This window comes from Paenibacillus sp. FSL L8-0708, assembly GCF_038009325.1.
Lineage (GTDB): Bacteria > Bacillota > Bacilli > Paenibacillales > Paenibacillaceae > Paenibacillus_AQ > Paenibacillus_AQ odorifer.
Genome location: NZ_JBBPBC010000001.1, coordinates 883,276 through 897,821, shown reverse-complemented (window position 1 = coordinate 897,821; position 14,546 = coordinate 883,276). Strand labels below are relative to the sequence as shown.

The following is a 14,546-nucleotide window of genomic DNA, read 5'->3' as shown; positions in this document are numbered from 1 at the left end:
CCTCCTATTTAAGCATATCGGATAGAAAAGCTAATGCTAAGCCTTGCCCCCAGCCTTGAATCCAGTCTTTTGGAATATTGCGGTATCCTTCCCGATCCTTCATAACCGCTGTTCCGCCAGAGACACCCAGTACCCGTCCATCTTCGCTGATATTGTTCAAAATACCTTTCAGGGCTTTTTGCACATATTTGGTATGCAGCGGATTGCCGTTATTGATCATAGCAGCCGCAATACCGCAAGACGCGGATACTTCTTCATAAGACTCCTCGTCATCGAGTACTGTCCGCCACAGGCCGTTCTCCGTTTGCACCAGCTTGAGTGCGGCCAGCTGATCGCGCAGCGAACACTCCACGTCCATACACTGCGGATACAGATACCATTCTTTCAAAAGCTTTTTAACTTGCGACATGGTGTATGCGCCCCAAGCATTCGCTCTGCCCCAGAATAGTCCAGACATGTGATCCTGCTTCACATTATTGTAGCCATGGTACCAAAACCCGCTGCTAGGATCTTGCAGGTATTTGATATGCCAATAATATTGATTCAAGGCATCTTGGATCATTTCCTGATCCTTTAATTTGCTTCCTACACGGAGCAGGAAAAATGCCGCCATAAACAGGGTATCCGCCCATGCCTGTTCTGGAAAATCATTAGAAATAGAGACGGTATGCTGCAACACATGATCTCCGAATCTAAGCGCATTGTTCTGCAGATAATCTACTTTGCTCATCACAATATCCCAATATTTCTGATTGCCTGTTTCCTCATACAAAGTGATCAGCATATGGCCCATGGCACAGGTATTTACCGTCCAATCCGGCAGACCCAGCTCGATATATTCATCTGCCCACTGGACAAGCCTATCCAAATACTCTTTATTTCCTGTAGTTTCATAAGCTCTGGTTACCCCATAATAAGCCACACCACAAGGCCAGTCCCATGTTAAATCCATCGCCATTGTTTTTCTGACCACTTTGTCAATGACCCTTAAAATCTCTTCTCTGTCATAAGTTAATTGAAGCATCTTGTTTCTCCTCTCTTTCGCACACGCCCCCAAAGGCGCTTGAGAGCTGTCCGTCCATATTGTAAACGCTTTACTAACTCTATTGTAAGTAGTAAAATGGTCTGATTCTAAGCATATTCATAACTAAACTGTGCAATTTCAACCATTAACTAGTAGTTCTTATATTTCGGGATTGGCCGTGACTACAGAGAATGTTTGGACTTCCGGCCGCTGTTGTCGTAAGAATTTCTTGATTTTATACCGCTCTTCGCGGTGGAAATCTGCTGACAAAGGCGGACGCTAACGCTCCTACAGTTCCAAGATTCTCCTCCGCCACTTTTCCTCAAATTGTATAATATCAAGTTCTCTTTATATAGTTGAATTTGATATAACGTTAACCTATAATCTACTCAACCTACGTAATAAGAATGGGAGTATTGAGAATATGCCCAGAAAAAAGAAACCCATCATTGAATACCGCCACTACAGCTTACCGATAAACTTTCCTATCTTGCTGTTAAGCGGTGAACGTTGGAAGATTTCTGATATTAAAAGTGAACATCTGCATTTCCATAATCATTTGGAGATTGGCATTTGCCATTCGGATAGCGGCATCATGGAGATCAAAGGAGAATCTGTGCCTTTTAAAGCCGGAGATGTGACCTTCATCCCTAGGTATCTCCCTCATACAACTTATAGTTCGCCGAATGAAGCCAGTCTGTGGTCTTATATCTTTTTTTCGCCTGAGGATCTTTTTCAGCAATCCTTCAAGAGCGCTTACAGCAACTTTGAGCCGAATCTGTGGGCAATAAAGGGAACAAACTGTATTTTGAACAAAGAGGAACACCCCAAGGTTTATACCCTTGCGACATCGGTCGTGGAGGAATTGAAACAAAAAAATCCTTACTATCAAGAAAGTGCCTACGGCTTATTGTTATCGCTTTATATAGAGCTCCTTAGAATTCATTCCCGGAATGAACCCTTGGTTGATCAAGACACAGAGCATAGCCTGAAGGGCGATTTTGTCATTTCACCTGTTCTGGAATACATCACTAAAAACTATATGATGCCGATTACCATCGATTTTTTAGCTGATCTGTGCCACCTAAGTACCACTCATTTCCGCAGGAAATTCCATGAGATTATGGGGTCCGCACCTCTCGACTTCCTAAACAGTACCCGTATTGAAGAGGCCTGCAAGCAGTTAAAAAGTACGGATGATTCCATTCTCTCCATCTCTGAGCAAGTCGGTTTTCAGTCCATATCCAGCTTCAACCGATGTTTCTCCAAGCTTATGGGCGAGTCACCTAAACAATGGCGTAAAGGCGCACAATCCGAAGCACAATCCGCTAAAGCGTCTATTTTGGAGTTTACGGGGTGGGTATGATCCATTGATCCAATGGTCTATTCTAGATCATCTTTCTCCCGATTGTTTTATATAACATGGTTCTTATCTTCTTTAACTGCGCAAAGTTTTCTTCAAATGAAATGCTGTGGGTCAGTGCCAGCCCTTTTGAGAAATCTTTTTTATATAGAAAAATTGATTCCAAATACAAACCTATGACATGAATCTGGTTCCAAGTAGGATAACTTGAATGATGATAGAAGACAGTCAGCGTTTCTAATGCATAAAAATTATGACACCATCTCGCTTCCTCCATTATGTACTTCATTGCCGGTCCATTATTGTTAATCATTATGTCTCGGAATTCATCTAAATGATTAGGCTGAACATCGACATATTCAATTGCATAAAATGGCTTTACATGCCGTTTTCGCGCGCCTTCCCCTGGTATAGGGTACGTACTGTTTGGTGTGGTTACAAGTAACTCCATACGGATTGTTTCGAGCACGAAAGGTATATTCACATTTTTCAAGTTAGGTAAAATGAATTCGGCATCTTCTTTTTCCTTGATCTGCATTAGGATAAGATAATCCCATATAATGAATTCTCCATGTTTTTCGGCTGTTTTGTTATGACTGTAAACTGAAATATCCTCCACAGCATTATTTTGAGTCATGGATCCTAGAACGTCTGTGAGTTGGCTCTTTATTTCTTTTTTCATATGCTTTTTATACTTCTTATCGACTCCGATACTCCAAGCAATATAATAAGTATCATTTTGTGGTGTCAGTTTTAGATTCTCTACGCTTATTTTCTTATCCATTTCTGTTTCCCTTTCTGTACAAGTCCCCAGCCATCGATGTATAATTCGTCTAAGATTTCTAATAGCTCGGAAGGGGTCTGAAGCAAGGCTGCTTATGGTTAATCGTAACGCTGCTTCCCAATAAACGCAAATAAGCCCCCCCCTCTGAACTGCCCCATCAAGCACAACAAAAAGGCATGCGTCCGGTACACTACCGAATTCATACCTAACAAGTCGCCTAATAAAATAAGCTGTTATGTGGTAAGGCTAGCCTTTACTTTACCTCACAAAATCTATTTAACAAGGGAATGATTTGTTCCTTGCTCATAGGGGCGTCGTGCCCCGGGATATACGTAGTAAATGAAAGAGTCGATAAAAGCTCAATATATTCTTTCATTTTTATCGGATCAATTTTACCTTCTCCATGATAATAATCCCCGCTATGTGCATCGCCTGCGAATAATACTCCCGCTTCTTTTATATATACAACACAAGAATCGTCTTCATGTGGCCCTCCTACCTTTATAATCTGGCAAGTGGTGCCCCCTAAATCCAGCGTTAAAGCATTCTCGAACATAATATTTCCTGTGCTAACCTTAATCTTATCAAACGTATCATATTCTTTTTTCATACAGTTATAGGCGAATTCTATTTCTTCTTTGGTCTCTAAGCGTTTTACAACAGCTTCTTCATCCCATTCCCATTCTTTCAGGCGCTTTAGTGCCTCATTCGTTGCTGAAGAGACTATAGTTTCCCCGTCAAAAGCATGCATACCAAAGGTATGATCCCAATGCCAGTGCGTGATCAAAGCATATTTGGGACGTGGCAGATTGTTATCATCTAAACACTTTATAAAGGTATCTAAATGCGATTTTGAATTACCACAATCAATCATAATTGAAAAGCTGTCACCTACAACATATCCCAAAACAGGTCTGTCTGTTTCTCTGACGTTTTCTAAATAATAAATAGAGTCATTTATTTTTTTGAGTTCCATCCTATTTTCTCTCCTTTATGGATACAGGTAAAAATACGCTCTATGGAGGAGATGATTACCTATTTATAATGGATGAAGCAGGTCCCATTGGGCAAGGGAGAGTTTAGTTTTATTCACAATGTACTACGACGTAGTTCATAAAAATATTGCACAATCGGATGCTTTAACTGCATCTTCTCGCTCATGTTTAAAATCCGCTTTTTCCCAACCCGTCTGTCCACTAAAGCCAGAATATTCAATAAGATATCATCGCTCTCTATGCTTTCCTCTATAGAAGTAGATAAAAACTTATTAGCTATAACGATAAAATTCGATTTACTTAATGACATCTGTGCTGACAAAAGCTCCTTTGCAACTTTTGATATCTTTCTGCTTCTTGCAATGACTATTAGACGATCCTCAGGGATGTTCCCTTTACTATCTTTTCTAACCGCTTCAATGTCTTCAGGGTGGATTGGAATTTGGAGTTCTGAATCATTCTTAATCTCCTGCTCTGTCAGATACCATCTGATTGAGTTAGTTCTATCATTCATATTGAGTACGTTCTTTTTATCTACCGAAATATAACAGCTCCCTGATTTATCAGGTAAATAACGGTAGCTGCTTGCGCGATATTCAACCTTGCCAGATAACGCAGGACAGAGAAAACTCTCCAGTTGTTGCTTTAATTTGCTCCAGGACATGTATCCTCCAACAAGACGATCTCTTCTCCTCGTCTTTGTCTTATTTTTATATTTTCTTTCCCCCAAGCACACATAACATCCACGATCTTATTGGCTGTAACGCCATATTCCGTGAGGCTGTATTCAACTTTTGGCGGCATCTGCTGGTACACGAATCTTTTGACAAGCCCATCCCTCTCAAGTTCACGAAGCTGCTGGATCAGAACCTTTTGTGAGATGCCTTGAATATTACGCTGTAATTCACTTGTTCTTTTGGCACCGGACATCAAAAAGCAAATGATCAAAGCTTTCCACTTTCCGCCGATGATTTCTAGTGTTGCCTCTATCCCTAAATGATATTGTTTCATAGAATAACACCTCGTTCATGCTGATCAAATTAAGCTTACTCAAAACTTCATTGTTGCATATATTTTTTTCGGAGTCCAGTACACACCTCGAAGTAACCATCTTACTTTATTGTGTGTATTTTCTTTTTTTACAACCTGCAAGATAATAATAATATTCATAAATAATATAGGCCTGAGAATGGAGATTCATCATGAAAACACTAGTGATTTTGGCGCATCCAAACCTTGAGAATTCGAGGGTCAACCAGCGCTGGAAAGAAGAACTGCTGTTATATCCCAACGATATTACCCTTCATGAGATTTATAAGGAGTACCCTGACTGGAATATTAATGTTCCTAGAGAGCAGAATCTAATGGAAACATATGACCATGTGATCTTTCAATTCCCGTTGTATTGGTACAGTTATCCGCCGCTATTAAAAAAATGGTTTGACGATGTGTTGGCTTACGGATGGGCTTATGGATCAAACGGGAACAAGCTTAACGGGAAAAAGTTAGGGCTGGCCCTGTCCATCGGTGATAAAAAAGAAAATTATCAGCCAGCGGGCTCTGTTTCTTTTACCGTAGACGAAGTGATCGCACCCTTTAAAGCCAGTGCCAAACATGTAGGCGCAGAAGCCCTACCGTACTTTGCTGTTTTTGGAGCTTCATTTCAAGCCAGCGATGAAGAAATTAATACTAGCGCAAAAGAATATATCGAATATATCTTTAATCACCGTATTTGATACAAAACAAATTGGGCTATCCTTAGTCTTGTTCAAAGACTTTAAGGATAGCCCATAGCATTGTTGAAGCAGTCTAAAGATTCTCTGTAGTAAGGGTGAAGCCTTCGATCACGGCATCTTCGTCAACCTCAATCAAAATGCAGCGTCTCCCATGATAATTCACTTGCTTCACATATTTTAAATCCTGCGGGCTGACCGAAATCGTAGCTACCTTTGTATCGATCTTAATCGATTTGGTAGTGAATTTCGGCATCACGCTGCTCGCCTTCATCTCATAATGCTTATCGTCAACGATCGTTTCAAACGCCCGTTCCACTTTTTCCATTGTCACGTTCTCTACGCCACTTACCGTCAGTACACGTTCCAGATCTCTATAATCGAGCTTTGGAGGTTCTTCCTTATCGTCGTTGGTTTCGATGACCTGATGGATCTCCTCGTACACCTGTGCGAGAGTGGTTGCATCAAGCTGTTCGCCCGCCACTTCCTTCACGATGTCTTCGAATATAGCTCTCTCTTCCAGAGCCGTATTGGATCTTTCGGCATTCAAGACCTCTCCGACAAAATGCGGATCTGGAAAGTTCGATTTCCCCGTACAATACAGAATGCGGTTCACATCGGAATAATTGTCCGTCACGCTTGGGTAAAAGAAACCTTGCTCCGGCGTACTTAATTTGACTATCGGATCTACAATGACATTGTACTTGAACTCCCGCTCCACGTAATCAAACAAGAGAGCTTTCCGTTGTTTCTCCGTGGAATTCACGCTGCATAGGATAAAAGGATGCGCGAATAGTTCGTTTTTCTCACTTTCCTCGGCTTCATCGTTTCTATCTTTAGTCGGGCGGAAATACTGTCCGCGAACGAAAGTGATCACCGTATCCCGTTCATAATGAGTATCCGCCATCATTCTGTCCACCAACAGTAGCATCAGGTCCTGCCATTCATCCGGATCCCCTGTCACCAAAGCTTGATGAAGCATCACCTGCGCTGGCTCCTCCGCTTCCGCTTGAAACTTCAACTCGAACAATTTCTGATCTAGTTCACCGGTCAGGAGTTTTTTGAAATTGCCCATATACAGCTCCTGCTTCTCTCTGTCCACCATTCCAAATGGCTGGCGCTCCCAATGATAGATCTCGTTGCTTTCCTTCATAATATACACGTTGAGAATATCGTAAATACTCATTAAATCGTGATCCAGCTTAAATTGCTTGCGTATATGCGCGACTTCTTTCTTTATCATGATTCGTTAGACAACTCCTAGGAAGATTAATTGGTCTTTTCAGTATAAAGGATAAAAAAAAGCTTCGCTATACTAGTTGAACTTAAGATTTTTCTATTAAGGTAAGTTCGTGACTCCCGTGAATGTTTGGACTTCCGGCCGCTGTTGTCACCAGATTTCTCGAATATTACCATGTTTCATGGTTGAAATCCGGTGACAAAGGCGGACACTACGTTCCTACAGTTCCAAACTTATCGCATGCTCTAATGCATAGTCTTCAAGCTGAATATCTACCTGTTGATTCATGGCCAGCTTGGCTAGCTGTTCACCAAGAAAGGGCCCCATCGTTAATCCGGATGATCCTAGTCCATTAGCAACAATTAGTTTATTCCATCCTTGAACCCTGCCCAACACGGGAAGAAAATCTGCTGTAAATGGACGGAACCCTACTCTTATCTCATTTAGGCTACAATCCGCAAGACCGGAAGCCGTTTGCAGACCTTTATTTAGAATTTCTTGCATTCCTCCTGCGGTTACAGCAGTATCATAACCTACGACATCATTTTCGTGAGTAGCACCTACCACGATATTTTGATCCGCAAATGCGAGTATATATTGATCTGTAGGCGGCATTACCACCGGCCATTGCTCTGTACTCGCTTGTTGAGCAAGCTTCAAATGCATAATTTGAGCTTTTTGATAACGCACCTGAAGCATGATCCCAAGCGGATGAAGCAAAGCGTTAGACCAAGCCCCTGCGCACACAATCACTTCATCCGCTGTGAATGTCTGTTCTCCTACACTAACCCCTTTAATTTCATGTTCATCATGTTCTAAAATAGCATCGCCCTCAATCATTTGCGCACCATTACGCTGAGCAGCCCTTAGCAAAGCATCACGTAATTCACGTCCGTTCACTCTTGCTGCACCGGATACATGCAGCGCATGGTAACCTTCCGACAATAATGGAAACTTCTCTTGCGCTTCAAGATCCGTCAGCATCGTAAGTTCCCCTATTTCAGGGGCGTCCTCTCTGCGCAGCTCCGCTCTTTCTTTCATCGCGAGTAACTTTTTCAAATCCTCATGGATACATATCGCTCCAACTTTTGCGTATCCAGTCTCGGTTTGTCCAGCCTCTTCCAACTCTTGAATAAGTGCCGGATAAAAGCTTGCTCCCGCTTTAGCAAGACGATACCATGCTTTGTTTCTGCGTTGAGACAACCATGGACAAATAATCCCTGCTGCTGCATCCGTTGCTTGTCCAACATCCTTACGATCTATAATGATGACCTCAGCACCTAACTTACTTAGCTGATAAGCTGCAGAAGCCCCTAATATGCCTGCACCAATTACAATAACCTTGTTCATGTTCGAAGTCCCTTCAGTTATTCATTTTTTAATCATTCACTACTTACCCATTGTATCTTAAATTTGACATTTCTAATGAATTATCGTACTATAAATTTCACTCAGTTAAAAGTACTTTAATTGAAGTACTAAAATAAAAGTGTTATTCAGAAGAAAGAAGGAATACAGTTGAAGTTTTCACAGTTTTTGAAGTCCAAAGGGGCCATCGGTTCTATCTTTATGGGTGTGTTCTATGCCATTGCGATGCTTGGTATTTTCTTACCAGGGTATACAGCACTTCCAGGGAACATGGATGATTTAAAAATTGCTATTGTCAATGATGATGCAGGTCAATATGGGGCTCAGATTTCGAGTCAGTTCTCGGAGAGTTTACCATTCAAAACGATAAAAACCGATGTATCGAATAAAAAAGCGATGGATGAATTAGAACATAATAAGTTAGCTCTAGTTGTCCATATTCCAGAAGAATTTTCAGCCAACGTTCAAAGCGGTAAGGTATCCGCAAGTATTGATTTCACAGTCAACGAAGCTTCTGCCACCATGGTATCTTCAGCCATGTCTTCCGTTGTAGGAGAAATTAACAAACAATTAAGCGCGAACTTCTCAGAGCAAACCGCAAAAGGTGTGTTAATGAACTTTAACGTACCAGAAGAACAAGCCACCGCAATGGCTACACAAATTGAAAATAGTTATGTCGGGAATTATGTTGTCATCAATGATGTTCCGGACGGCATGCACAACAACATGTTACCTATGTTCTTAACTATGGCTGGTTATGTCGGGGCAATGATTGCCTCCATGCAATTAGTTGCTTCTTTTAAAGCGAACCGCGGGAAAGCAAGCAAGACAAAACTGTTTATGTTCGTTCAATTGACAGCTTTATTAATCGCTGTATTATCAACAGTCGTTGCTTTAACCATTGCCTTCTCTGTTGCAGATGTAGACCTATCTTTACTGTTACCAGTTGCTGCTCAGCAAATTCTAATGTATATGGCTGCATTTAACGTGTGTGCGATTATGGTCTTCCTAGTTGGCGAAGGCGGTATGGTCTTAAATATTCCAATCCTGCTCATGCAAACCATCGCCAATGGTGCTACCATGCCTCGTGATATGATGTATACACCATACGATTGGTTCGGCCGCATCACCCCGATGTATTATTCTGTGCAAGCTTATTTGGCACAAATGTTTGGTTCTATTAGTCCAGCACCCTTCTTATGGGGATTAGCAGGCGTATTTGCCGGGGCTATGATGATTAACATTGTAATCGTCCGGTTTGTTCATAAACCTGTACCTGTGACTAAAGAAACTATACTGCCCGTTGAAGTTAAAAATACAGCTGAAATAACCGCCTAGGTTTGGTAAGATAGAGTTTAGCCAACAATTAGGAGTGGGTTCTGTGATGTCAATTCAAATTTATATCTTAAGTAAGTTAATGGATGAAAATAATTATCCTTATAAATTAAAAAAAGAACTATCCACCCCTATTCCTTTTGATAAATTGCTCAATCTATCTGAAAGCAAACTGTATTATCACTTTGAATCTCTTACGAAACAGGGCTTAGTTGAACAGGTAGAGATTATCAAAGAAGAACATCGTCCAGACAAACAGGTGTTTTCCATTACCGATAAAGGGCGCAAGCAGCTCCCGCTCAAAATTTATAAGGTAATAGAAGATGCAGAATCTATTTCAGATATGATTGTCGCTCTTGTGAATCTTCGTTTTGTAGAGACTGATAAAGTGATCCCGATTATCGAGAAGAAAATTGAACAGTCACTTATAAAAAAAGATCAATTAAATCAAATCTACCAGCAAATAGATGTAGATAGCTCCACTCGTGAAAGTGTAGATTTCATGGAAAGCTACTACGCTTCTCAACTTGAGCAATCTATACACTGGTGGAAAGTTCTTTTAGAAAAGCTGAAAACGAAAACGATATAAAAAAGAATGCCTTGGATTATTGCATAATCAAGGCATTCTTTTTTTATTTCCAGCATCAATCACACAATAGCTTTTTTCAGTTATTCACTTTTAATTAATAAATATAAAAAGTATGGAGCACCGATTAAAGCCACGATTACTCCTGCTGGTATTTCAGTATTGGCTACTACCATTTTACCAAGCGCATCTGCAATAACAACTAATCCGCCACCGATTAATAAACACGCGGGAATCATTATTTTATGGCCACGAAAGAGTCGTCTAACTAAATGTGGAACTACTAGTCCTACAAATCCAATGCTCCCACTGACAGCAACCGCTGGTGCCGCCAATAAGACACTACACACTAAAAACCAAACACGATACTTATTTAGAGATACCCCTAAACTAATGACTACAGGATCGTTAAGCCTTAGTACATCCAATATAAGATGATTCCGAATTAATAAAGGCACAATAAGAAGTAACCAAGGCAGCATAGCATACACGTGACTCCAATTACTATTCCCTATGTTCCCTGCCAGCCACACCTTAATCATCTGATATTGCGAAGGATCTAGTACGAAGGTTAACACAATCATAAATGCACTAATCGCAGCCGCAACAGCAATACCAGTATAAATTAATCGAATGGGAATAATGCCTTGATTGCGATCATAGGAAAGCATAAATAATAGAGCGACAACGATAAATCCGCCCAATAAAGCATACAGTGGCTGAACATAAGTATGTAAGCCGGTTGAGCTATTTTGTAAGAGTAAAAATAACATCATGGATAATCCAGCACCAGCATTTATCCCCAGTATGCCCGGGTCGGCCAAAGCATTTCGGCTTATAGCTTGCAGCAGCATTCCTGCTATTGCCAACGCGCCACCTACTAGAAAACCCAAGATCATACGTGGAATACGGAACTGAAAAAGTACAAGCTCCTGCCTCGGTGTTCCCTTTCCCAATACGGTTTGCCATAACTCTTGTAAGCTTAAGCTGCTTTGACCAGTAGATACACTATATATAAAGCCTAGCAGTAAAATGATTGCTATAATTATAAATTTCCATCTTAGCTTCACTATAGCTCCCGCCTTTCTTTACGCGCCAAATATAGAAAGAACGGAACACCAATAACCGCAATTACAGCACCTACAGGGATTTCATAAGGGGCATTTACGATACGTGCCACTAAATCAGCAAGCACAACAAGGATCGCTCCCAGAATTGCGGATAATGGAATAATATAACGATAATCCACACCCACTATGTAACGTACCAAATGCGGAGCAATTAAGCCCACAAAGCTTACAGATCCAGCTAAAGCACATGAGATCCCAGCTAACATGAATGCGGCTAAAAGCGAGAGATTTTTGATAAGTTTTATATTAACGCCTAACCCTTCCGCTGTCTCATCCCCTACAGAAAGTATAGTAATCGACTTTGAAATTACGATGGCAAGTAATAGCGCAAGAAGCATCCACGGCAACATTTGCTGTAGATGGGCCATGCTAATGCCACTTAAACCTCCTCCATACCAAAAAGCCACCTGCTGAGCCACTGAAAAAAAGATACTTATTCCTTCACTTAGGGCAGTTAGCATAGCAGAGATGGCAGCACCCGCCAATACAAGCCGAATAGGCGTCATGCCTCGTTTACTTAATAAACCCACACTAAAGACTAAACCCGCTCCCAATCCCGCACCTAGAATACAGAGCCAAAGTGTACCTGTGAATGAAATCGTCGGCAGGAAAACCATAGCAATAACTAGCGTGACACCCGCCCCAGCATTTAATCCAAGAATCCCCGAATCCGCTAAAGGATTGCGACTAATCCCTTGAATAATCGCTCCACTTACTGCAAATCCAGCGCCTGTTGCCATAGCGGCAAGTACCCGGGGTAAACGAATCGACTGGATCACCTGATGGGTAGACGCCTTATCATCAAAAGCAAAAATAGACATGAATACATCTGCGAAGGGCATTTTTTTCGCGCCAAGGGCCATAGCAAGCACTAATACGCCTATTAATAGGAGGAGCATGAGGATTAGCAATAATAAAAAGGAGAACTTTTTTTCTCCTGCTAGTGATGATTTCTGAACATTTGCGGCCAATGTTTCCAACCCTTTCCCTTCACTTTACAAAAAGAGCCAGCCAAGGGCCAGCTCAGATGCAAACGAATATGATTTCTATCTAACTTAAGTCAGAGGATGTGGTGAGCAAAAATTTGACGGCCCGACTAATCGCACCCGAGATTACACTCACATGCTCCTCTTGCTCAAGCAATGCCCAGCTTACTTCAAAGCTTGGAAGGTGTAAGGCCATCATGCTGTTACATAAATCCAAGCTATCCTTGACCATATAATCCAGCTCTTCTCCACCGGCAATCATAAGCGTTTTAGGTAACTGACTTAGCGTATTGCTGTGTAAATCAGCTTTAAAATTCTCATACTCCTTTAAAAGTGCGTAATCATTCCACCAGATGGAAGCACTACTCGCAATATAATGTGAGAACAACGTGGGTTGTGTAAACAAAGCATGCAGAACAAATAATCCGCCAAAGGAATGACCAAACAATGCTTGCTTCTGCTTATTGATAACGAACCGCTGGGCAATGGCTGGCATTAACTCTTTTTCAAAAAAAGCTAGCAGCTCATCTGCCCCGCCAAATTCAGGCCAAGGCTCCCCGTTGGGACGTTTCGGTAAATTCGCGAGCTCAGCTGGCATGGTTAAATCATAGGTTCGACGCACGGTATCAAACGCCTCACCTCCAGGATAACCAATGCCAACAACAATCGCGGGTGGATAGCCTTTAGGCTTACGCGTCAGCAATCGGGTGATTTCAGCAGCGGTTTCAAAAAGCCCATTGCCGTCAAGAACATAAATGGCGCCGTAGCCATCTTTTGCAGGCTCATCCAAAGGTTTGGCAATAAAAATTTCATAGTCCTTATTGTTAGCTTTACTCGTGATCAGCATCGTTTCATAGTTTGGTTTTACGTACGGTTTGATAATCATGGCAGCAGGAACGCTACAATATCGTCCATCGTTTTTTGATAAGCAATTAATCCACTGGATCTCCAGTGATCGCCATCCACCTCGAACACTTTACCTGCTTGAACTGCAGGCAGCGCCTTCCATAAAGGACTAGCTTTAATGTCTGCCAGGAAAGCATCTCCCAGACCATCATTATCGTTAATAAAGATATAATCCGCGTCTAAATCAGACAACATTTCCAGCGAAATATCAGCGGACATTTCACCTTCTACAAGAGCACTTTGAGCAAAGCCTAGCTCACTCAGCACATAACCCCCGTAATGGAAGTTACCCACTAAAAAGATTGCACGGGCATTCGCATTAATATAAATTGCTTTTTTACCAGCAGAAACGCTGGCTAACTGTGCTTTAGTTGCTTCTAGCTTTGTATTGTAAGCAGCAATAGCTTCTGTTGCTTTATCCTCTAAACCTAGCAATTTCGCAATCGTTTCTGTGGCCTCCACTACATTGCCGAGTGCATTCTTAAACACGTAAGTTGGAGCAATTTGCGAGTAGTTTTCATAAACACCATTTTGTGCATAAAAAGCAGTGGGGAATATAATTAATTCCGGCTCCAAATCTACTACAGATTCTGGAGAGGGAACACCATTAGCGAAGCTGATTTCTTTTACACCACTTAACGTATCTTGTAGATACTGCTGCGGTCTTTCACCCGTGGACCATTGGGCTACTGGGGTTACACCAAGGGTAACTAAGTAATCCTCTAGACCAGGGGCATACACCTTTTGTACAGTCCCCGGAATGTTTACTGTATTGCCTACTTGGTCAGTTACTACAAACGCTTCTCTAGCCGCTACTTCCGGTTCTTGTACAGCGGGTTCCTCCGTTGCAGTTGCACTCGCTTCACTGGTTGTTACTGGAGTATCTGTTGCTTGCTGATCAGCTGTATTATTGCCGCCGCAAGCTGTCAGTAGAATGGATAATAAACCAACCATTACAACATAACTTATTGTTTTTGTATTAAACCCCTTCATGATAGACCTTCCCTCTTTCCTATATTCTCAATAATAATCATTCTCATTATTGAGTGTATAAGAGATAGGACGCATTGACCATGTAACATCTTATGATTAGACA

At 41.5% G+C, this 14,546-nt stretch carries 15 protein-coding genes; 4 read left to right on the top strand and 11 right to left on the bottom strand.

The features are described from left to right. Positions 1-4 precede the first annotated feature (4 nt). A complete protein-coding gene (locus NYE58_RS04100) occupies positions 5-1,024 on the bottom strand; it encodes a glycoside hydrolase family 88/105 protein (RefSeq protein ID WP_341001169.1) in 1,020 nt (339 codons plus the stop codon). Positions 1,025-1,448: 424 nt separating this feature from the next. Between NYE58_RS04100 and NYE58_RS04095 the strand changes: the two genes are divergently transcribed. After that, a complete protein-coding gene (locus NYE58_RS04095; RefSeq protein WP_341001168.1) occupies positions 1,449-2,390 on the top strand; it encodes an AraC family transcriptional regulator in 942 nt (313 codons plus the stop codon). 22 nt (positions 2,391-2,412) lie between these two features. On the opposite strand, the gene NYE58_RS04090 is transcribed toward NYE58_RS04095, so the two are convergent. The 4 genes from NYE58_RS04090 to NYE58_RS04075 all read right to left on the bottom strand — a co-directional run bounded on the left by NYE58_RS04090 (position 2,413) and on the right by NYE58_RS04075 (position 5,177). Continuing rightward, positions 2,413-3,171: a hypothetical protein gene (locus NYE58_RS04090; protein WP_341001166.1), complete on the bottom strand. Its 759-nt coding sequence runs from the start codon at positions 3,169-3,171 to the stop codon at positions 2,413-2,415. A 253-nt stretch (positions 3,172-3,424) separates the two neighbouring features. Continuing rightward, positions 3,425-4,147 (bottom strand): MBL fold metallo-hydrolase, encoded by a 723-nt coding sequence (locus NYE58_RS04085; RefSeq protein ID WP_341001165.1) that lies wholly within the window; start codon positions 4,145-4,147, stop codon positions 3,425-3,427. A gap of 113 nt (positions 4,148-4,260) precedes the next feature. Then, a complete protein-coding gene (locus NYE58_RS04080; protein ID WP_341001164.1) occupies positions 4,261-4,830 on the bottom strand; it encodes an SF0329 family protein in 570 nt (189 codons plus the stop codon). After that, positions 4,812-5,177 (bottom strand): winged helix-turn-helix transcriptional regulator, encoded by a 366-nt coding sequence (locus NYE58_RS04075; RefSeq protein WP_076282561.1) that lies wholly within the window; start codon positions 5,175-5,177, stop codon positions 4,812-4,814. The genes NYE58_RS04080 and NYE58_RS04075 overlap by 19 nt, the downstream gene beginning before the upstream one ends. Before the next feature lie 191 nt (positions 5,178-5,368). Here NYE58_RS04075 and NYE58_RS04070 point away from each other — a divergent pair, with 191 nt between their 5' ends. Continuing rightward, positions 5,369-5,902 (top strand): NAD(P)H-dependent oxidoreductase, encoded by a 534-nt coding sequence (locus tag NYE58_RS04070; protein ID WP_076276963.1) that lies wholly within the window; start codon positions 5,369-5,371, stop codon positions 5,900-5,902. A gap of 73 nt (positions 5,903-5,975) precedes the next feature. On the opposite strand, the gene NYE58_RS04065 is transcribed toward NYE58_RS04070, so the two are convergent. Together NYE58_RS04065 and NYE58_RS04060 are read right to left on the bottom strand one after the other, a co-directional pair. After that, a complete protein-coding gene (locus tag NYE58_RS04065; protein ID WP_076128541.1) occupies positions 5,976-7,142 on the bottom strand; it encodes a DUF4317 domain-containing protein in 1,167 nt (388 codons plus the stop codon). Positions 7,143-7,358: 216 nt separating this feature from the next. Further along, positions 7,359-8,489: an NAD(P)/FAD-dependent oxidoreductase gene (locus NYE58_RS04060; RefSeq protein ID WP_341001163.1), complete on the bottom strand. Its 1,131-nt coding sequence runs from the start codon at positions 8,487-8,489 to the stop codon at positions 7,359-7,361. A gap of 168 nt (positions 8,490-8,657) precedes the next feature. Here NYE58_RS04060 and NYE58_RS04055 point away from each other — a divergent pair, with 168 nt between their 5' ends. Beyond that, complete coding sequence (locus NYE58_RS04055) at positions 8,658-9,845, top strand: YhgE/Pip domain-containing protein (protein WP_076276961.1); 1,188 nt, start codon at positions 8,658-8,660, stop codon at positions 9,843-9,845. Positions 9,846-9,891: 46 nt separating this feature from the next. After that, positions 9,892-10,431 carry a PadR family transcriptional regulator gene (locus NYE58_RS04050; protein WP_076128531.1) on the top strand — a complete coding sequence of 180 codons (540 nt, stop codon included), beginning with the start codon at positions 9,892-9,894 and terminating at the stop codon, positions 10,429-10,431. An 80-nt stretch (positions 10,432-10,511) separates the two neighbouring features. Here NYE58_RS04050 and NYE58_RS04045 read toward each other — a convergent pair whose 3' ends face one another. The 4 genes from NYE58_RS04045 to NYE58_RS04030 form a co-directional block, all read right to left on the bottom strand. Next, positions 10,512-11,498 (bottom strand): FecCD family ABC transporter permease, encoded by a 987-nt coding sequence (locus NYE58_RS04045; RefSeq protein WP_170914305.1) that lies wholly within the window; start codon positions 11,496-11,498, stop codon positions 10,512-10,514. Continuing rightward, positions 11,498-12,538, bottom strand: a complete 1,041-nt coding sequence (locus tag NYE58_RS04040) for a FecCD family ABC transporter permease (RefSeq protein ID WP_076190092.1) — start codon at positions 12,536-12,538, stop codon at positions 11,498-11,500. Before NYE58_RS04040 ends, NYE58_RS04045 begins: the two co-directional genes overlap by 1 nt. Before the next feature lie 70 nt (positions 12,539-12,608). Next, positions 12,609-13,430, bottom strand: a complete 822-nt coding sequence (locus tag NYE58_RS04035) for an alpha/beta hydrolase (protein ID WP_341001162.1) — start codon at positions 13,428-13,430, stop codon at positions 12,609-12,611. Further along, entirely contained in the window at positions 13,427-14,443 is a 1,017-nt protein-coding gene (locus NYE58_RS04030; RefSeq protein ID WP_076219492.1) for an ABC transporter substrate-binding protein, read from the bottom strand. Before NYE58_RS04030 ends, NYE58_RS04035 begins: the two co-directional genes overlap by 4 nt. Positions 14,444-14,546: the final 103 nt, after the last annotated feature.